The sequence below is a fragment of the Pseudoalteromonas sp. BSi20652 genome (assembly GCF_000239855.1).
In the GTDB taxonomy this organism is placed as follows: Bacteria; Pseudomonadota; Gammaproteobacteria; order Enterobacterales; family Alteromonadaceae; genus Pseudoalteromonas.
This window is the reverse complement of the sequence record NZ_BADT01000063.1, coordinates 10,474-30,726: the sequence shown is the minus strand read 5'-3', so window position 1 is coordinate 30,726 and position 20,253 is coordinate 10,474. Positions and strand designations below refer to the sequence as shown.

The following is a 20,253-nucleotide window of genomic DNA, read 5'->3' as shown; positions in this document are numbered from 1 at the left end:
GTGAGCTCGTTTTATAACAAGTCAGTTAATAATATACCTACACCAATACGTTCTATATCGGCATTATAGTCAATTAAGCTTTCGCCATAACCGTTAAAGTATTGTGCATAACCACGAACGCGACCCCATAACGGAAATGACCAGTCGAGTTGAATTGCACCACGATTATCTGAATTTAAGTTGTTACGCGTCATAAAGCTAAATTCATGGTCATGAAAACGATACGCGCCGCTAAATTCAAAGTAACCCATGTATTTGTATATATCTGGGTTGTCGTCGCCATTAGCTTCTAAAATATCTTCTTTTTCGTCTTCGGCTATGCGGTACCAAGGTTTAAAGCTAAAAACAAAGCCTCTGTTTTCCCAAATAAAGTCTGCATAAATACGATTCCACGAACGCGAGTTTGGTTGGCTTCGACCATTTGATTGATGCGAAATACCTAATGCAATTGCCATTTCGTCGCCCCATAATACGTTTTCTGGGTCGAGGTAGTTTATCCAAAATATCTCTGGTTCGTAGTTGGTCTCACGAAATGGAGAAGAAATTTCTGAGTTATAAATTTGCCAATATGACTGCAGTGTAAAGCCAAAAAATATGGCTTGGTCTTTATCCGAAAAATTATCGTAAAGAGGTACTTTTATCGATAGCTGGTATTTTGCTTCTAAGTTGTCGAGCGGTTCACCGTCGTTATCATCTGTTAGTGCATCAAAGCCATCAAAAGGCCGATCGTTTGGGTGTGATACGTACGAAAGAGGTAGGATATAGTTACGCTTATGTGGCGTAATTACATTTCTATTTTTTTACCTACTTGTTCACGTGCTTGGCGTTTATCAAGCGCGGTAAGTTGTTTGTTTTCTTCAAGAGCTGAACACTTTTTACGAAGATCGTCTAATGTCTGTTTACCGTCTCCGCCAATGACTTCATTTAAAATGCACTGCTTTACAAGTTCGATGTCGTTGTCTTGCTCATTTGTAGCAACTTCTTCTTGTGCGAAGGTAGCTGTACTTATTAAGGCAGAAAGTGTGATCCAGTAGCGCCAGCTCATTGTAATTCCTTGTGGGTTCGGGTTGTTGTATGCGTTAATTTAATTATAACGTCTTTTTACATATGTAACGGTGAACTTTTACTGAATTTGTATTAACAGCGAGTTATATACGTAAAAAAGTAAATATAGATCAGAAAAAAAAGCGGCCTGAGCCGCTTTTCTAATGCACATTAACTATTTTAGTTAATGTGCTCTCACGCAATGAGAAGGGTGAGCTAAAGCTCAAATATGTTAGTAAAAAACTTATAAAGCTCGGTGCCTTGGTTAACACTTGCCGATGCGAAGTGCAAAATAGCAATTGCATCGCAATTAAGAGTAAGTGTTTGCAGTGGTTGCTCGCTTAAGTAGCGCTCCATGCGTAAAATATTGGCAATAGGCTCGCCGGCTTTAATGTGCCCGCCAAGTGGGGCTAAGTATTCAACCATGCCGCCAATAGGGGCGTAATAAGCAAAGTAGTCATCTAAATTACATGCATAGCGAGTGATATTAGCAGGCGTATGCGGTGCGTTTTGCAGTACGCCTTTGTGATTTAAGTAACTTAAAATGCTGTTTGCATCGTTTAGTGCTTCTTTTAAGTCTATTTTTTCTTGGCTGCCTAGCTCTACAGTAAATGCTTCTACAGGTATTGATAATTCGCGACCTTGTCCGCTAAGTGCATCACTTAAATGCCACCATGGGCAAAAGTTAGCTTCGTCCATGGCGCCGTCAAAATCACTAGGGATAAGCAGTACATGTTCAATATTAAAGTAACGCGCGCTGTCGGTTGCATAGGTTGGGCAGTACAAATGCTTGCTTGAAATAGGGCCTGTGTGTAAATCGAGTACTATATCAGCCTGATGAGCGAGCTTTTGTAGGTTAAGCGCAATGCGTTTACCCGTATTAAGTAAATAAGCCGGACCGTTCAGTTTGCTGTCTACTTCGTCAATAAGCGCCTGCTTGAAGTTACTTTTTAATGTAGCGTCGTCATACTGAGTATGCTTTTGTGCAAATTGCGCCACTAAATTTTTATTGTAGTGGTACATGCGATTCCAATTAGTACCCGTAATCGGATCGAACCTGCCAAGGGTAAACTCGCCAGATTTTTGATTACAGCCAATCGGATTTGCATAAGGCACAAGGGTAATATCGCCATGAAGATTAAGGTGTTTTAATTGCTCAAGCAGCTGAAAAATAACAGCGTTGCCTTGTACTTCGGCGCCATGCATATTGGCCTGAATGTAAACACTGGGTCCTGTACTATCACCTTTTAAGCGATAAACAGGAATTGTAAGGGGTAAGCCGTTTGCAACTTCCCCTACTACAATGTTCTCTTGGCTGATGTGTGTTGTATTACTCATGCTTATTACCTTAAATAGTGGCTAGCATTTTCGGCTTGGCGAACACAGGTAAGTTCACCGTTTTGCAAGGTGTACTCGCCGGCGAGCTCATGGCATAAAAAATACGGCATACTTTCGGTAAAGCCGTAAGCACCGCATTGGCTAAACACTAGCCAGTCGTGCTCATTTAAATCGCTTGGCAGGGTATGTTCACCCAAGCAATCAAGCGCTGTACAAAGCGGGCCATATAAAGTGACCGCTTGAGTTTTAGCACTGGATTCACGCAGTAACGCAGCAGGAAAGTCTTGGCTGGTAACAGCAGGGCGTAATAAGTGATTTATACCGCCACTTAAAATGACTTGCTGTTGATTATAGTTTTGTTTGCGCTCTACTACTGGATTTGCGTAGTGACCGCATTCGCCAACGGCGTAGCGACCAAGTTCCATCCATAACTCTTCTACACCCGCATCATTTTTAATTTTAGCGAGCGCAACTATTAAGTCATCCCAATCAAGCGTTGTTTCGCTTTGTGTGTAGGGGATACCTAAACCGCCACCTAAATCTAAAATTTTAAGGCTAATATTTAAATCGCTGGCAAGTTGGCTAAGTGGTGTAATCATTTGCGACCACAACTCGCTTAGCTTTTGTGTGCTAAGCATATTACCCCATTGAAAAATATGTAAGCCGTCAAATTTAAGCGCAGGGTAGTCAGCTACATTAAGTGCTTGCCATTCATTACAGCCAAGACCAAATGGCGTAAGGCTATCGCCGCCCAGAGGGTTTTTTTCACCTTCAGGCCAACGCAATTGCACACGCAGTAATACTTGAAGTTGCGTATTTTGCAGTTGCGCTTGTTGATTTAACCAACGAACTTGATTGAGGCTTTCAGCTACGAATATACGTACTCCGCGCTCAATAAAGTGTTTAATTTGTTTAGGGCTTTTTGCAGGCCCTGTGTTGAGCACGCGCTGTGAGCTAATACCTTGTGCTAGCACTTGCTCAAGCTCACCTTTACTTGCTACGTCAAAATTAAAGCCAGCGTTGTCTAAGCTTTGAATAATTTTAGACAGTGGATTTGCTTTTACCGCGTACCACAGTTTTACATCGGTTTGCGCAACTAAACGTGCAAGATGCGTATTTAGTTGATCTAAGTCGTAAACAAAAAAAGGTGTATCAAGTTGTTGTGTAATTTTATTTACAGCGGTTTTGATAGGCGTGCTCAAAAAGCTCATTATCGTAAAACCTCTTCAAGTAATAATGATGCATCGCTTTTCTCGTCGCGGTATTTAACAATTAATGCACACGACATGCTTAAGCCTTGCTCGCGCGCCCATTCATTTGACGCAGGACGAGAGCCAGGTATTACAATCGCGTACTCAGGGATTGGCTCGCCTTTATCAAGTTGGCGCTCGTTTACGCAGTCGTAAACTGGAATAGTTGCTGATAAACGCACGCCTGGGGCTAGTACTGCGCCTTTTTTAATAACTACGCCTTCAACAATAATACAGCCAGCGCCAATAAAGGCATCGTCTTCTACAACTACTGGGCTTGCACCAATTGGCTCAAGTACACCACCAAGCTGCACTGCAGCACTTAAATGTACGTTTTTACCTACTTGTGCACACGAGCCAACTAATGCGTGGCTATCTACCATTGTGCCTTCGTCGATATATGCGCCAATGTTTACATACGCTGGTGGCATAATAATCGTGCCTTTAGCAACATAAGCACCACGGCGAACACTTGAGCCACCCGGTACCATACGCACGCCATCGTCAGTACTAAATTCTTGTGGAGCTAAGTTATGTTTATCAACAAACCCGCCAGCAAACTCAGTATTAGTGCCATTTTTAAAGGCTTCTAAAATGCCTTGTTTTACTTCTACGTTAGCTTGCCATTGGCCGCTTTCGTTTTGTGATGCTGCGCGTACTGCGCCCGATTCTAAATTATTTAATAGTTCTAACCAGCTCATTATAAAAACCTGTATTTAATGCCAAGATAAAATGGTGTTGTTTGCAGTTGTGATGCAATCGGTTTGAGTTAACTCAAGATGTGTTAAAGGTGGACGAAGTTGCGGGCTGCTTAAGCGGCCTTGCAAATGCATCAATACCTTTACGGGAATAGGGTTTGCGACAGCAAATAGGCTATTAATAGCGCTTGACCACTGGGCAAATAAATTAGGGTGTTGGCCACTTAAGCTGCGTTTAACAAACTCGTGAGTTTGTGCGGGCCATGCATTTGCAGCTACCGACACTAAACCTTTTGCGCCAGCTTGAGCAAAATAAGGCATCAGCGCATCGTCGCCACTAAAAATAGCTAAATTAGGTGCCGCGTGACGGTAAGCCTCAAACTGAGCAATGCTGCCGCTCGCTTCTTTTAACGCCCATAAATTTTTATTATTTTGTAAGTTTTGAATTGTTGCCGTTGGGATGCTAACAGCACTTCGTCCCGGTACGTTATAAAGCATACATGGGTGAGCACTTGCATTAAGTAGGCTTTCAAACCAATGAGTTTGACCTATGGCGCCGGGTTTTGCATAAAGCGGTGAGCCAAGTAAAAAGCTATGAATTGGCAGTGTATTACAGTAGTTAACCCACTCAATTTGTTGCTTTAAGTTACTACCGCCTACAGCAACCATGAGTGGTACTGCTGGTTTTAGCTGGCATACGTGTTCTACAATGGCTTGTTGCTCTTTTAGCGTAAGTGCTAAACCTTCGCCCGTACTGCCAAGTAATAAAATACCGTTATGTGCCGCTTCTTGATCGCTAACCAGTTTAGTTAACGTGTTGTAGTCAACATCGCCGTGTTGATCAAATGGCGTAACGAGTGCGGTCCACAATGAGTAGTCGTTTAAATTGAAGTTGTTGATCATCTCTCACGAACTTATAATTTGTACCAACTTTATTAAAAACGTGATCATTTTAGCGATAACTAATTTAATGAATTGGTATTATTCGAAGAGTTAAAAAGCTTTATGGAAGGAGCCACATTAACGTCGTTCGAACTAATAATTCGAAGAGCGAATGGGCTTAAAATAATAGGGCGCACGGCCTTAATATTTAAGACCAGAAGCTCTCCACCAAACTAATAAGCTGCTTTTTATAAGCAGCTATTGGTGACAGTCGCTAGGGTTCAACCTAGTCGCCCGAAATAAACACTTCGCAAAAGTGATTACTTCTCGGCGTTAATTTCCCCTCACGTATGATCACTGGAGTTTGCGCTCCTAACATACGCTACCTGAATAACGCACCTCTTCTAGCCCTTTACACCTGTTTGTAGAGTAAAAACTTACAAACCTGTGCAATTTAAATAGGGTAATTACAGCGATTAAAGCATTTTAGCCGTCTAGGTGTCAAGCGACTAAATGCATATTCATTCATCCATAATGGGAGTGGTTACGTATTGGGTGCTTTTCTCGTACACTAGCAATATAAGTAGTGAGGTATTTAATTAGTATGGAAAAATTTAGCGATATTTATAAGCGAGCGGTAGAGCGAAAAGGCTCCGAAAAAATGCTTAAGTTGTTACTTGCAAAACCGCTATCTAAAAAACAACTAAGCACGTTAAGTGACGACGATTGGCTTGAGGAATTTACTCGAAAAGTATTTCAAAGCGGCTTTTATTGGTCAGTCATTAATAATAAGTGGCCAGGCTTTAGAGAGGTTTTTTGGGATTTTAGCGTTGATAAGTTATTAATGATGCCACCTGATATGCTGGAACAAAAAGCAACGGATGAGCGAATTGTTCGTAACTATAAAAAAGTAAAAACGATTACCGAAAATGCTTACATGATCCACGAAATAGCAGGGGAACATGGCAGTTTTAGTCAGTTTATCGCTAATTGGCCAACAGACGATATTATTGGTTTATGGGCGTATTTAAAAAAGCATGGTGCGCGTTTAGGCGGAAATACAGGACCTTATGCGCTACGAGCACTAGGTAAAGATACTTTTTTACTATCACGGGATGTAGAAAATTATTTGCGTGCCCATAAAATTATAGACGGCGGCTTGCAAACTAAAAAATCACTGAGTGCAGCCCAAGCCTTTTTTAATGAAATGCAAAAGCAAAGCGGCTTAAGTATGCAAGAGTTGAGCTTAATTGTGGCCTATGGCGTAGGTGACAACCGTGTTGGTATAAGTCAGCAATAATAGGAATTACCATGAAATTAGTGCCAAGATACACAGACATTACGGAAAACTTTGCGATAGAAGATTTCCCTGCAAGTGTTGCTTCTCCTCAGTTATTGCTGTGGAATGAGAGCTTAGCAAAAGAGTTTAATATTAACGTTGCAGCTGATTTGCGTGCCAGCACTTTTAGCGGTAACGAAAAACAGGCTATTCCTGCAGTAGCACTTGGTTACTCTGGGCACCAATTCGGGCATTTTTCACCACGCTTAGGCGATGGGCGAGCACATTTACTGGGTGCTATTAATGATGACAAAAACCAGTTGTGGGATATTCAATTAAAAGGCTCTGGTGCTACTCCTTACTCAAGAGGGGGAGATGGACGTTGTGCACTTGGTCCTGCTATCCGTGAATACGTAATGAGCGAGGCCATGCATGCACTAGGCATTAAAACTACACGCTGCTTAGCCGTTGTTGGTAGTGGTGAAACGGTTTATCGCAATCCGCCACAAGCAGGCGCCATAGTGACTCGTTTAGCAACCAGTCATATTCGTGTTGGTTCGTTTCAATATTTAGCGACGCAAGGCGATGTTGAAGGGCTTAAAAATTTAGCTGATTTAGCTATAGAGCGACACTACCCAGAAATAACCGACACAGGATCGCAGCGTTATTTAGCCTTTTTAGGTGCTGTCATTAAAAATCAAGTTAAGCTAGTTGTGAGCTGGATGCGTGTAGGCTTTATTCATGGAGTAATGAATACCGATAATACGCTAGTGAGCGGAGAAACCATTGATTATGGTCCGTGTGCAATGATGAACAGTTTTGACTTTGATACCGTATTTAGCTCTATTGATAAACAAGGTCGCTATGCCTTTGGTAATCAGCCAAATATGGCTAACTGGAATTGCGCGCGCTTAGCCGAGAGTTTAATACCGCTTATCAGCGATGATGACGAGCAAGCGGTTTCATTAATGACGCCATACATTAATAGTTTTGCTGAGCAGTTTAATACTGAGTTTACGGCTATGTGGGCACAAAAACTGGGTTTAAATGAATCTTGCAATAGTAGTGGCGAGTTAATCGCAGAGTTGTTAACACTATTAAAAGATAACCAGCTCGACTACACCAATACTTTCGATGCGCTTACTGAATCCTTAAAAGGAGCAAAAACAGTACCTGAGTCGCTAATTGAGTGGAGAACTAAATGGATAAGCTTAACCGATGATAATAGTTATGAGGTGATGAGAGCTGCGAATCCTAGTGTTATACCTCGTAATCACATTATTGAAATAATAATAACTGAATATAATAATTCAGGTTCAAGTGAGCTGTTAAATAAGTTCATTAACGTACTCTATAATCCTTATTCTACAGGGCATAGTGCTGATGAATTTCAAAATGCACCAGAGAACGACATAAATTACCGCACATTTTGTGGTACTTAAAGATTGTTTTTTACTGAAAGCTTTTAATTATAAATGACCATATTTACTTATAAATAGTTATAAATAGTTATAAATGATGTTCACTGATTGAGCAAAGTCTATTCAGGTGTTAATATCCGCGCTTGTAAAGCTAGGTAAGTTTTTTGCAGTGTATAGGGTGTGTGTGATTGAATTGCCTATTTATATCATAACAAACCACTATATTTATTGTTTGCAGGTTAGGTAAAGTTTTTCATTTCACCTACAATAAGTGGTTTGATGTAGTCATAGACCATTGAAAAAAATTTATAAACTTTATTTTTCGTTAAGTATTGATTAACCAAGCCTCGGTTAGTCTATACAAAACTGATTGAGCTACAAGTTATTGGCTACAATTTAAAATTGTTCAAATGGGAAGAAAACAATGAAATTAAAATCACTTACAATTGCAATCGCGTTGGCTGCAACTAGCGCATCTACATTCGCTGCTGATAAAGAAGAAGGCTTCTACATTGGCGCATTTGGCGACTACTATGACGCATCTTGGAAAAACATGCGTGCTCAAGCTGGCCTTGACGTAAATGAATCAACTGGCTGGGGTGTAGAAGCCGGTTACCGTTTCAGTGATTACTGGAGCGCACGTCTTGAATATGCAGATATGGATTTTAATGCTTTTGATAAAGTTGCTGGCAACCGCAACAGCATTGATGGCGAACGTTACGGTATTGATGCGCTTTACCACTTAAACGGCGGTCCTTTCTACGGTCTTTTCGGTATTAAAGAAATGGACGTAGTAGATGATAATACATTTTTAAATGCAGGTGTTGGTTACCAACATTTCATTACAGATGGCTTATTTGTAAATGCTGAAACAGCTGTATACCAAGGCCTTGACCGTGGTTACACAGATGTAGGCGCTAAAATTGGTATTAACTACTTATTCGGCCAGAATTCAGCTCCTGTAGAGCCAGTTAAACCAGCTCCAGAAATTGTTGAAGTAGCTGTAGCTCCTACAGATAGCGACAACGACAACATTGCTGATGCAGATGATAAGTGTGCTAACACACCTATGACAGATGCAGTTGATGGCACTGGTTGTACTTTATATGAAGATAAAGAGGTAACTGTAAGCTTATTAGTGACTTTCCCTAACAATGCTTCAGCAGTATCTACTCAATATTTAAATGATATCGATAAAGTAGCATCATTCTTAAAAGACTACCCAGATACAACAGTACTTTTAGAAGGTCATACTTCTGCTGTAGGTAAAGCAACCTACAACAAATGGTTATCGAAAAAACGTGCAGACGCAGTTGCTAAGCAATTAATTGCAGATGGCATTGCTAAAGACCGTATTACTACAGTTGGTTTAGGTGAAGAGCGTCTTAAAAATGATGCAAACACTGCAGCTGCAAACGCAGAAAACCGTCGTGTAGAAGCGCATATCAAAACTATCAAAAACGTAAAAGTTTTGCGTTAATTAAATAGTATGTAATAAAAACCCAGTCAAGTGCTGGGTTTTTTTATGTCTGTAATAAATTAATATTGGATAATGGTAATGATTCTTACTTAATAAGTATTCATGAAAATAGTTTTTACTACAACCACTATTCATAGCATTTATAATCAGTATAATCAGTTGCGTAACTGGATGGATTTTCATCTATCCATAAAAGCTTTATAATTACACGTTAGAATACTATAAGTATTGGGTAACTTATTTGCGCTTGAAGCGCTACCGAATACTTTCACGTCACCAAGAGGGCAATATTGTGCTACAAGATTATCGTAAACACGTAGAAGAACGTGCCGCGTTAGGTATCGTACCAGCGCCATTAGATGCTCAGCAAACTGCTGATCTTATTGAATTAATAAAAACTCCACCTGCAGGTGAAGAAGAATTCATTTTAGATTTATTTATCCACCGCATACCAGCAGGTGTTGATGATGCAGCTTATATTAAAGCGGGTTTCTTAGCAGCTGTAGCTAAAGGTGAAGCTAATTCTCCACTTGTTTCTAAAGAAAAAGCGGCAGAATTATTAGGTACAATGTTGGGTGGTTACAATATCGCACCAATGATTGACCTACTTGATGACGAAACGCTTGCACCAATCGTAGTTAAAGGCCTTTCAAATACATTACTTATGTTTGATGCGTTCTACGATGTAGAAGAAAAAGCAAAAGCAGGTAATACATTCGCTAAGCAAATTATTGAGTCTTGGGCAAATGCAGAATGGTTTACTAATAAACCAGCTGTTGCTGAAAAGATCTCAGTTACTGTATTTAAAGTAACTGGCGAAACAAATACTGATGACTTGTCTCCTGCACCAGATGCATGGTCTCGTCCAGATATCCCACTTCATGCTTTAGCAATGCTAAAAATTGAACGCGACGGTATTACACCTGATAAAGCGGGCGAAGTTGGTCCAATTACTCAGCTTGAAGAATTAAAAACTAAAGGTTTACCACTTGCTTACGTAGGTGATGTTGTTGGTACGGGTTCTTCTCGTAAGTCTGCAACTAACTCTGTACTTTGGTTTATGGGCGATGATATCCCATTCGTACCAAACAAGCGTGTTGGCGGTGTATGTTTAGGTAATAAAATTGCTCCAATCTTCTTCAACACAATGGAAGATTCAGGCGCATTACCAATCGAATTAAATGTTGATGAGCTTAACATGGGTGAGCAAATCGATATTTACCCGTATGAAGGTGTTGTTAAGCAACACGGTACTGATAACGTAATTTCTACTTTTGAGCTTAAATCTGATGTGATTTTAGATGAAGTTCGTGCTGGTGGTCGTATTCCACTAATTATCGGTCGTGGTTTAACTGATAAAGCCCGTACATCTCTTGGCTTAGGCGCAACTGATACATTTAAAGTACCAACAGCAACAGAAGTTTCTGATAAAGGCTTCACACTAGCGCAAAAAATGGTTGGTAAAGCATGTAACGTTGCAGGTATTCGCCCAGGTCAGTACTGTGAGCCTAAAATGACAACTGTTGGTTCGCAAGATACAACAGGTCCTATGACACGTGATGAACTTAAAGATCTAGCATGTTTAGGTTTCTCTGCAGATTTAACAATGCAGTCATTCTGTCATACGTCGGCTTACCCTAAGCCTATCGATGTAAACACTCACCATACGCTTCCTGATTTCATCATGAACCGTGGCGGTGTTTCACTTCGTCCAGGTGATGGTATTATTCACTCGTGGTTAAACCGTATGTTATTACCAGATACCGTAGGTACTGGTGGTGATTCACATACACGTTTCCCATTAGGTATTTCATTCCCAGCAGGTTCGGGTGCAGTAGCATTCGCAGCAGCAACGGGTGTTATGCCGCTTGATATGCCTGAATCTATTTTGGTTCGTTTTAAAGGCGAAATGCAACCAGGTATTACTTTACGTGACCTTGTTCATGCAATCCCTTACTACGGTATCAAACAAGGTTTATTAACAGTTGAGAAAAAAGGTAAAATTAACGAATTCTCTGGTCGCGTACTAGAAATTGAAGGCGTTGAGCACCTAACTGTTGAGCAAGCGTTTGAATTATCAGATGCATCTGCAGAGCGTTCGGCAGCAGGTTGTACTGTTAAGTTATCTAAAGAGTCTATCTCTGAATACCTAGAATCAAACATTGTTATGCTTAAGTGGATGATTTCTGAAGGTTACGGCGATGTACGTACGATTGAACGTCGTATTACTGCAATGCAAGATTGGTTAGCTAACCCAGAACTAATGGAAGCTGACGCTGATGCAGAGTACAAGCATATCGTTGAAATTGATTTAGCTGAGATTAAAGAACCTGTTCTTTGTGCTCCAAATGACCCAGATGATGCGCGTCTTCTTTCTGATGTTGCTGGCGAGAAAATTGATGAAGTATTCATCGGTTCTTGTATGACTAACATTGGTCACTTCCGTGCTGCTGGTAAGTTGCTTGATGGCTTTAAAGGTCAACTTCCGACTCAGCTTTGGGTTGCTCCACCTACTAAGATGGACAAAGACCAACTTACAGAAGAAGGTTACTATGGTATTTTTGGTCGTGTTGGCGCACGTATCGAAACTCCAGGTTGTTCACTATGTATGGGTAACCAAGCACGTGTTGCAGATAAAGCAACGGTTGTGTCTACCTCTACACGTAACTTCCCTAACCGTTTAGGTAATGGCGCAAACGTATTCTTAGCATCATCTGAGCTTGCTGCAATTGCTGCAATCATTGGTAAATTACCAACAGTTGCTGAGTACCAAGAATATGCTGCGAAGATCAATGCAACGGCGTCAGATACATACCGTTACTTGAACTTCCACCGTATGCCTGCTTACACTAAAAAAGCAGACAACGTGATTATTCAACAAGCTGTATAATTTTTAGAGTTTGTTTAAAAACCCGCTTAGGCGGGTTTTTTATTGGCTAAAATAAATATTAGATAGTTCATGCTTCTTTTTTTATATTATTGTATTAAATCTAGTCTTAAGTTGCTTTTAAAGTAAGTAATCGCGCAAAAAATCCTATCAAAATGCATTAAAATCCTCATCAATATTCTCATTATTTTAGGCGAGATTTTATGACAGCATTAAACAACCAGAATTTACTGCAACTACGTTTTGTTAACCAAGCAAATATTGATTTGGTTAAGCCTTCTTTTGATAACCTGCCTGCAAATCCTTATGCAGATGGCGCCTTTCGTAAACGTCGTTACTCAGTAGTTAAAATGCAAGATGGTGAAATAAAGCTACAGCAAGCCAAAGCATTTGTTCAAGACGATTCAATTAATACTTTTCAAGGTAATGTAGAGCGTACTTACGAAAACCTAGAGCAAAGTTTACTTGAGTCAGAAGGCATGAAAAGCATTGTAAATGAGTTTCGCCAACTTACGGGTATTGATGAGCAGCGTGATATTGAAATTCATCAGTTCCGTATGCTTGCTATTAACAGTGATACGCCAGCAGCGCCAGAAGGCGTGCATCAAGATGGTTTTGACCATGTATGTATATGCGGCGTTTCTCACGAGAACTTAGAAGGCGGCGAGCTACTTGTATACGAAAACAAGCAAGCTGAGCCTTGTTTTAAAATGGAAATAAAAGACGGCATGTTTGCATTAATAAATGACCGTCAAGTGTGGCACAACGCAACACCTATGAACAAAATTGATGCTAGCAAACCAGGTTACCTGGATTGTTTTGTATTAACGTCTTAAGGAAGTTAGGCATGAACATAACGCAATTACGTGAGCAGTTTCCAGCATTAATGCAGAACGTTGATGGTAAATCGCCAATATTTTTAGACGGACCAGGCGGATCGCAGGTACCAACATCGGTGCTTACTGCGATGACTGCTTATTTAGGTCATTATAATTCGAACTTAGGTGGCGCGTTTTTTTCAAGTGATAAAACGGTTGAGTTGATGGCGAATGCGCGCCAAGCCGCCGCTGACTTACTTAATGCACCTAGCTCACAACAAATTGTGTTTGGTCCAAACATGACCAGCCTAACATTTAGCTTTAGCCGTGCAATTTCACGAAACTGGCAGGCTGGCGATGAAATAATTGTAACCAATGCCGATCACTTCTCGAATGTATCGTCGTGGCAACAAGCCGCAGAAGATAAAGGCGCAAAGGTAAATACTGCGCTTATTAATGAAGCTGACTGCAGCTTAGATATGGTGCAATTTGAAAGCTTATTAAACAGCAACACTAAGCTTGTAGCGGTAACGTATGCCTCAAATACCACAGGTTCAATTAATAATATTAAACGTATTGTTGAGCTTGCTCACGCTGTAGGCGCACTTGTTTATGTTGATGCCGTACATTACGCACCGCACGAACTTGTTGACGTACAAGCGCTTGATTGCGACTTTTTAGCCTGCTCTGCATATAAGTTTTTTGGCCCGCATTTAGGCATGGTTTACGGTAAAAAAGAACATTTAGATGGGTTCACACCTTACAAAGTTGAGCCAGCTAAAGACGTAGCACCGGGTCGTTGGGAAACCGGCACACAAAGCTTTGAAGCCATGGCGGGCTTTATCGCGGCTGTTGATTACATTGCAGCAATTAGCGAACTTGACGATAGCCACTCACGCCGCGAAAAGTTAAGCATAGCTTTTGCTAAAACTAAACAGCACGAAATGGCGCTTAGTGAGCACTTTTTAACGCGCTTGGTAAACTACCCACGCATTAAGTTGTTTGGTATTGATGACTTTGATCGCTTAAACGAGCGTACACCTACTTTTGCTTTAATTTTTGAAGGTTTAGAGCCACGCGCCGTTTCAGAATTTTTAGGTAAGCAGCACATTTGCGTGTGGGATGGTAATTTTTACGCGCAAGGTTTGTGCAAGCAACTAGGTGTGCTTGATAAAGGCGGTGTAGTTCGCATTGGTTGTATGCACTACAACACCATTAAAGAGCTTGATCAACTGTTTGATTTATTTGATGAGCTACTAGGTTAGTCATATAAGTTTTGGTGCGCTAACTCTTTGGCGCACCATATATTTGTTCTGCACGATTAAACAATACCCACGAGGTTAAAATATACTTATCGTTTGATATTGGCTTATTGCCTCTATGTGTATGCGTAAAGTAACCCGGGGCAATCACCATGGTGCCTTTTTTAGGCGCTATTTTTAGGTTTTGGTAGTAAAACTCCGTTTCTCCGCCTTCCTCTACATCATTTAAATAAAACATAAATAACAACACGCGATGCAAAGCTTCATTGTGCTGTAGCTGCGGATAAACTTCACTGTGCCAGTAAGGGTAGCCACCTTTATTTACTTCGTATTTTTGCGCTTGAATATTACCGAGTCTAAAAATTTGCTGAACAAGCAAAGGTAATTGCGGTTTACCCACTTCTTCAAAATTTTCTTGAGTTAAATCGACAACTTCCCCCGTTTTTGGATGATAAACCTTTAAGCCAAACGCCCCAATCATCATAAAAATATGCTCTTCAACATACTTAAAAACATGCTGTGCAGTTGTTTGTTGTATATGTTTTAATTGCTCTGCATATTCGGGGTGACTATTTAAGTGTAGGTCGTGGCTGTCTTTTTTCTTTAAATCGACACCGCCCGATGTTACCCCTTGTTTTACATGCGGGCTTTGCGTGAACGTGTTAATAAAATTGTCGCAAAAATCATCGCTCAATGCGTTGTCAACAACGCGAATAAAGTCCGTCATGGTTTACCTTTGTATAATTATTTTTGGATTTTTATGTTTATTGAAAAAGTGATGCCGCGCTTTAGCGAAACAGATGCACTCGGACATATCAACAATACCGTACTCCCTGTGTGGTTTGAAGCCGCACGCGTACCTATTTTTAAATTTTTTACACCAGACTTAAACCCACATGATTGGAAATTGATCATCGCCAAAGTTGAAGTGTCGTTTGTAGGCGAATTATTTTATGGTCACGAAGTGACAGTAAAAACCTCTGTAGAGCATATAGGCATTAGCTCTTTTACGCTTAGACAGGAAGCATGGCAACACGATAAATGCTGTGCAATAGGCAAAGCTGTGATGGTGAGGTACGATTTTATTGCTAAATCAAAGCAAGCGCTTAGCATTGACGAAAAAGCGGCGCTTAACGAGCATATTACTGCTGAGTCATAACTTGCTAATAAATGACCTTTTAGTGACAAACGCTTGGTTTGTCATATTCTTAGCATAATTGAATGCTAAATTAATCCTCTTAAATACAACAGCTAACACAGTTGTTTTTACTTTTGAATTAAGAGGTTTTTAAGGTCATTTTATGATTATCGAATCATTTTTTGAAAAGTTATATACCGAGCACAATAGTGAACTAAACCGTAGAGTCCGTGATTTTTTTGGGGCAAGCCTTAGCGACCATGAAGATTTAGTGCAAGAAGCATTTAGTAATATGTTATCGCATCAGCATATTGATAAAATAGAGTTTCCGAAAGCTTATCTGCTTCGTTCAGCTATTAACATTGGTTTAAATTATCGTTCTCGTTTTAAAAACACTCAACATTTTTTAGACGATACCCGCGATAATATTGATGAACCACTATGTACGCAAGGTAGTCCTGAGGATCTATGTAGCATGAATTTGCGAATTGAATATATTTCAGATGCGATGAATACGCTTACAGATAAGCAGCGAGACCTTATAGTACGCAGTCGAATTCATGGTGAAACATATCAACAAATTAAAGTGGCAACAGGGTTTAGCCTAGGTGATATAAGCCGCCAAATGCAAAGTGCTATTGAGCAATTGCATAGCTACATAAGTGCCAGAAATGCGTAACTAAGTTCCATAGTCACGCTAATTCCTACCTTGTACGCCTTATTATATAGAGCGATAGGTTATCTTAGTTTTATTGTGGCTATTTAATGGGAAGAACCATTGAAGGCTGCCTCCCTTGACCATTAATTTTAAGTTGGGTTGGCGAAAATTCAAGAGTGCTAAATGCAGTTGTGTCGGTATCAAGCATGGCATGAAAAGTCACGAAGTGAATGCCGTCTTTTTTTGCGTAATTACCTACATGGTTATGACCATTAAACCATGCTTTTACGGCTGTATACTGGCTAATAAGGGTTAGCACTTCTTGCGCGTTCCATAGGTTATGATTGTTCTCAGGAAAAATAGGAAAATGACTCAGTAGCACAACAGGTTGCTCTTTTACTTGCGCTACTTTTAGCTTCTCTTCTAACCACTTAAGCTGTTTTATACCAATTGCGCCATTCCAATCTTCGTGCCCTTTATATTGAGAGTTAAACAAGGTCATATTTTGTTGATGCTTCTTACTATTTTTAGGCCATGCGTAAGTGCTCACATCGTTGCCATCTAAAGCAATAAAGAGCCAATTATTTATTTCAAAACTGTAGTAGCGCGATGGCATGTTTAAAGTGTTAGTTATGCGCATTTTAAACTTATCATCTACCGAGAATTCATGGTTTCCTAATACATGATAAAGGGGAGTATTAAGCGATGATGATATTGTATTTAACGGAGTAAAACTTTTAAATTCACGGTCGATAAAGTCGCCTAAATGCAATACACCCGATAAAGGGTGTTGATTAAATTGCTCAACCGCAGTGCTGAACTTTTGAGGGCAAGATGTATAGTGTCGAGTACTTTTATTGGCTTGTTCTGCATATTGGCAATCGGCAATAACACCTAAAGTAAATGTGTCATTTGCAGCAATTGATGGGCAACAAATCAAAAGCAGGAATAAATTAATGAGTAATGAAACAGTGTATTTTTGCATAACTTTTTTCCTTAAGGTAACTGGCTGCAAAAGCAGCCAGTTTAGAGGTGAGAGCTAAAATTTATACGACATACCTAACGCAAAATTACGGCCACTTTGTGAGTAGGATTGAGTTCTGTGATCAAGGAATTGTCGAATTGCTTCATCCGTTAAATTTGTTGCTTCAAACGTTATTTTTACTTGCTCTGTAATATTCATGAACGATTTAAAATCAACAAACGTTGTTTCATCGTATCCGGCAACAATGTTTTGCTCTGAGCCTTCCCCTGTAATATATTCATCACGATAAGAGCTCGATACACGCATGCCCCAACGGGGTGTTTCATAATAAAGGGTAAAGTTGTGAGACAATTCAGATAAGCCAGGAGGGGTAACGCTGATGCGTTCACCTTCGTTAAATAAAATAGTTTCGCCATCTGCAATAGTTACATTACCGAGCATTCCTAAGTAATTAAATGGCTCTGGTAAAAAATCAAAGTCCATTTGAAACGCAATTTCTAAACCAGTAACATCTGTAGAATCACCATTAATAGGTTGTGAAACGGTAAACTCAGATTGCGCATTTACGCGCGGGTCAAAATCTAAAAACTCAAGAGGGTAACCCGTTTGCTCATAAGGTAGAGTCACTGATTGCTGGACAATAAATGACTCCATATCTTTATGAAACACTGCAATAGCTAAGCTTGACGAATCACCATAAAACTCAAATGATGTTTCGAATGAATCAGCAACAAAGCGCTCTAAGTTAGGGTTACCAGCACTAATAAATTGATCTGCAACGCCCACTTGCCCAGCCGCTTTTAATTGATTTAAATTGGGTCGAGAAATATTGCGATTTGCACCAAAGCGGATTAACCAATTATCAGAAATATCAGCAACAACATTTAAGCTTGGTAGTAAATCGGAATAGGTTTTACTAAATTCAATTTGCTCAAAACCAGCTCCAGTATTAACTTCCCCGCTCGATGTTTGTTCAGTTTCGTACCAACGTAAACCTAAGTTACCTCTAATTGGGAAGTTACTTACTTCGGTGTTCCACAAATACTGTGCATAAACCCCAATAGTATCTTCTTCAATTTGATATACCGTACCAGGGCGATTATGAGAGGCGTCTAATTCGCGAGAAATTAAACCTGTTGCAACAACACGCTCAAAAGTAGCTTGGTTATCTGCAATAACATAGTCATGTAATATCGGAATGTTTGTTATTTGAAAAACAGCTTCAGGTGAATTTGGGTTGTTTTCCCAATCAACACGGTCTCTGCGTTCAAAACCATCTGATTGATAGTTTTTAGACTGAAGACCAAACTTAAATGAATGCACATCATTAAGTTCGTAATTAAAATCAACTTGATACGTGTTGTATTCATTGCTTATTTCATCTTCGCGGACATCAGTTCGCATTAATGCCCACTGGTCAACGTCGGTAATATCGAAGTCGTAGGTATTTTGACCATATTTAGCATTGCGCCAATCAACAGAAAACGCATGATCGACAGATTCACTAAAAACTTTATCGTTTATAGGCTGCTCAAAAGTAGATTTTGATAAACCAAACATGGTTGTCATGTATAGTTTATCGGTTAGTTCAAAATTACCACTGAGTGATATTTGGTGAAAATTAGTTTCGCCAAAACTTACTTTTGACTCGGTACGTAAATCAAGACCTTCAAATGAGGCGTATACTAAATCGTCACCTTCAATGGCTGCATCAACGAGTAATTGATTTGCCGTCACATCGCCAGTAAATGCATTTGTGCCCGCTGTTGATAATTGATTTTCAATGCGATCGTTAGATAGCTTTCCGTACAAAATATCCAAATCAAAAGACATTGCATCAGAAGGTTGCCACTGAAATGCAGCGGTAATACCGGTACGTTTTCGTGTATTAGCCCAAGATGCAATGTTATTAGCGCGAGATACAAACACACGGTCATTGCCCGTGGCGTTAACTAAACGGTTTTTGATATCGGCATCAACTGAATCTGCAACATTATCATCACCAAAGCTCGCTTGTTTCCAAGACCACACATGATAGCCTTCTTCAATTGTATCTACTTCAGAATAAGCAACCGATACGAGCGCACCAAAATTCCCCCAAGTATTTGATAACAAACCAGCAAAGCGAGGGTCTGAATGCTCTGTTCTATCATTATAAATACCTTTTACACTTACAGCACCTTGTAGCCCTTCTTCAGAATTATCAAAAGGTTTTGCAGTATGTAAATCAACAGTACCGGCAATACCCCCTTCATCTAATGACGCATCATACGACTTATAAACATCTACGCGATTAAATAGTTCTGAGGCAAAAATACTGAAATCAAAATCTCGAGAGCGAGATGCACCACCACGTTGGTCAATACCTGAATCGCTTGTAAAAAGTGCTTCCATGCCATTTAAGCGTGTACGTGTAAAGTTAGGACCCAAGCCACGTAGCGATATTTGACGACCTTCACCTGAGTCACGCGAAATAGATACACCCGGTACACGCTGTAGTGACTCTGCTAAGTTAGCATCAGGGAATTCGCCAATGTCTTCAGCGAGTATGCTGTCTTGCGAGCCAATGGCATTTTTTTTGAGTTCTTTACTACGGGCTAGGTTAGAGCGGTAGCCTGTTACCGTGATCGCTTCCATTTCCTGCTGAACTTTATCACTTTGAGCTGCATTTATAGGGCTGCTTGCTAATATGAATGTGCCAGATACAGCGCTAACTAATATGCTCAGTTTATTAAGTTTAAATGGGATCATAATTCCTTTCTTCTCTCAGTTAATGTTTATAAATACTAAAAACAAAGTGCACACGCAGCGATTAAGCTAGATTAAATGGTGCAGACATCAACTAAACAAAGTAGGAGTGGTAATTTTCCAAATAAAAGAGTGGTTTAATAAAACTTTAACATATGTCGATTGGTTGGGTTTTCTTAAGCCTATAATTATATTGATCTTTTTATTTATTTGACGTGTTAGTTAATTAGGTGTGATTTTTAGAGGGTTAAAAACAATAAGTATTTAATTTACTCGCCTTGTGTAAATAAATAATGGCATCTGTAAATTTTTATCGAGAAATTTTAACGCATTTAGATTGAGTTACAGGCTTCAGTTATATACTA

The 20,253-nt window shown here is 39.9% G+C and carries 15 protein-coding genes, 1 pseudogene and 1 riboswitch; of the genes and pseudogenes, 8 read left to right on the top strand and 8 right to left on the bottom strand.

Annotated features, from left to right (window positions below):
- Positions 1-11: 11 nt before the first annotated feature.
- The 5 genes and pseudogenes from P20652_RS17705 to dapA all read right to left on the bottom strand — a co-directional run bounded on the left by P20652_RS17705 (position 12) and on the right by dapA (position 5,233).
- Positions 12-1,045, bottom strand: a pseudogene (locus P20652_RS17705) (phospholipase A).
- Between the two features lie 215 nt (positions 1,046-1,260).
- Complete coding sequence (locus P20652_RS12490) at positions 1,261-2,382, bottom strand: succinylglutamate desuccinylase/aspartoacylase family protein (protein WP_008167270.1); 1,122 nt, start codon at positions 2,380-2,382, stop codon at positions 1,261-1,263.
- 5 nt (positions 2,383-2,387) lie between these two features.
- Positions 2,388-3,593, bottom strand: coding sequence for a PLP-dependent decarboxylase (locus tag P20652_RS12495; protein ID WP_008167268.1), 1,206 nt, complete (start codon positions 3,591-3,593; stop codon positions 2,388-2,390).
- Positions 3,593-4,333 (bottom strand): 2,3,4,5-tetrahydropyridine-2,6-dicarboxylate N-succinyltransferase, encoded by a 741-nt coding sequence (locus P20652_RS12500; protein WP_002958799.1) that lies wholly within the window; start codon positions 4,331-4,333, stop codon positions 3,593-3,595. Before P20652_RS12500 ends, P20652_RS12495 begins: the two co-directional genes overlap by 1 nt.
- 15 nt (positions 4,334-4,348) lie before the next feature.
- Positions 4,349-5,233, bottom strand: a complete 885-nt coding sequence (gene dapA / locus P20652_RS12505; RefSeq protein ID WP_008167265.1) for a 4-hydroxy-tetrahydrodipicolinate synthase — start codon at positions 5,231-5,233, stop codon at positions 4,349-4,351.
- 189 nt (positions 5,234-5,422) lie between these two features.
- Positions 5,423-5,624, bottom strand: a riboswitch (Lysine riboswitch).
- Positions 5,625-5,816: 192 nt separating this feature from the next.
- Here dapA and P20652_RS12510 point away from each other — a divergent pair.
- From P20652_RS12510 to P20652_RS12535, 6 genes are all read left to right on the top strand, one after another.
- Positions 5,817-6,512 carry a DNA-3-methyladenine glycosylase I gene (locus P20652_RS12510; RefSeq protein ID WP_008167263.1) on the top strand — a complete coding sequence of 232 codons (696 nt, stop codon included), beginning with the start codon at positions 5,817-5,819 and terminating at the stop codon, positions 6,510-6,512.
- Between the two features lie 11 nt (positions 6,513-6,523).
- The gene (locus tag P20652_RS12515; RefSeq protein ID WP_008167262.1) at positions 6,524-7,933 is read left to right on the top strand and encodes a YdiU family protein; all 1,410 of its coding nucleotides are present in this window, start codon (positions 6,524-6,526) and stop codon (positions 7,931-7,933) included.
- 403 nt (positions 7,934-8,336) lie between these two features.
- A complete protein-coding gene (locus P20652_RS12520) occupies positions 8,337-9,392 on the top strand; it encodes an OmpA family protein (RefSeq protein WP_008167259.1) in 1,056 nt (351 codons plus the stop codon).
- A gap of 292 nt (positions 9,393-9,684) precedes the next feature.
- The gene (gene acnB, locus P20652_RS12525; RefSeq protein ID WP_033017240.1) at positions 9,685-12,282 is read left to right on the top strand and encodes a bifunctional aconitate hydratase 2/2-methylisocitrate dehydratase; all 2,598 of its coding nucleotides are present in this window, start codon (positions 9,685-9,687) and stop codon (positions 12,280-12,282) included.
- A 200-nt stretch (positions 12,283-12,482) separates the two neighbouring features.
- On the top strand, positions 12,483-13,115 hold the full coding sequence (locus P20652_RS12530; RefSeq protein ID WP_008167256.1) for a 2OG-Fe dioxygenase family protein: 633 nt from the start codon (positions 12,483-12,485) through the stop codon (positions 13,113-13,115).
- Positions 13,116-13,126: 11 nt separating this feature from the next.
- On the top strand, positions 13,127-14,362 hold the full coding sequence (locus P20652_RS12535; RefSeq protein WP_008167254.1) for a cysteine desulfurase-like protein: 1,236 nt from the start codon (positions 13,127-13,129) through the stop codon (positions 14,360-14,362).
- Between the two features lie 19 nt (positions 14,363-14,381).
- On the opposite strand, the gene P20652_RS12540 is transcribed toward P20652_RS12535, so the two are convergent.
- Entirely contained in the window at positions 14,382-15,086 is a 705-nt protein-coding gene (locus P20652_RS12540; protein ID WP_008167252.1) for a 2OG-Fe(II) oxygenase, read from the bottom strand.
- Positions 15,087-15,119: 33 nt separating this feature from the next.
- Here P20652_RS12540 and P20652_RS12545 point away from each other — a divergent pair, with 33 nt between their 5' ends.
- The gene (locus tag P20652_RS12545; RefSeq protein ID WP_008167250.1) at positions 15,120-15,518 is read left to right on the top strand and encodes a thioesterase family protein; all 399 of its coding nucleotides are present in this window, start codon (positions 15,120-15,122) and stop codon (positions 15,516-15,518) included.
- Positions 15,519-15,660: 142 nt separating this feature from the next.
- A complete protein-coding gene (locus P20652_RS12550) occupies positions 15,661-16,176 on the top strand; it encodes an RNA polymerase sigma factor (protein ID WP_008167248.1) in 516 nt (171 codons plus the stop codon).
- Between the two features lie 79 nt (positions 16,177-16,255).
- Here the strand turns inward: P20652_RS12550 and P20652_RS12555 are convergent, their stop codons facing one another.
- Together P20652_RS12555 and P20652_RS12560 are read right to left on the bottom strand one after the other, a co-directional pair.
- Entirely contained in the window at positions 16,256-17,140 is an 885-nt protein-coding gene (locus tag P20652_RS12555; RefSeq protein WP_008167246.1) for a metallophosphoesterase, read from the bottom strand.
- A gap of 54 nt (positions 17,141-17,194) precedes the next feature.
- Positions 17,195-19,891, bottom strand: coding sequence for a TonB-dependent receptor (locus P20652_RS12560; protein ID WP_008167245.1), 2,697 nt, complete (start codon positions 19,889-19,891; stop codon positions 17,195-17,197).
- Between the last annotated feature and the right edge of the window lie 362 nt (positions 19,892-20,253).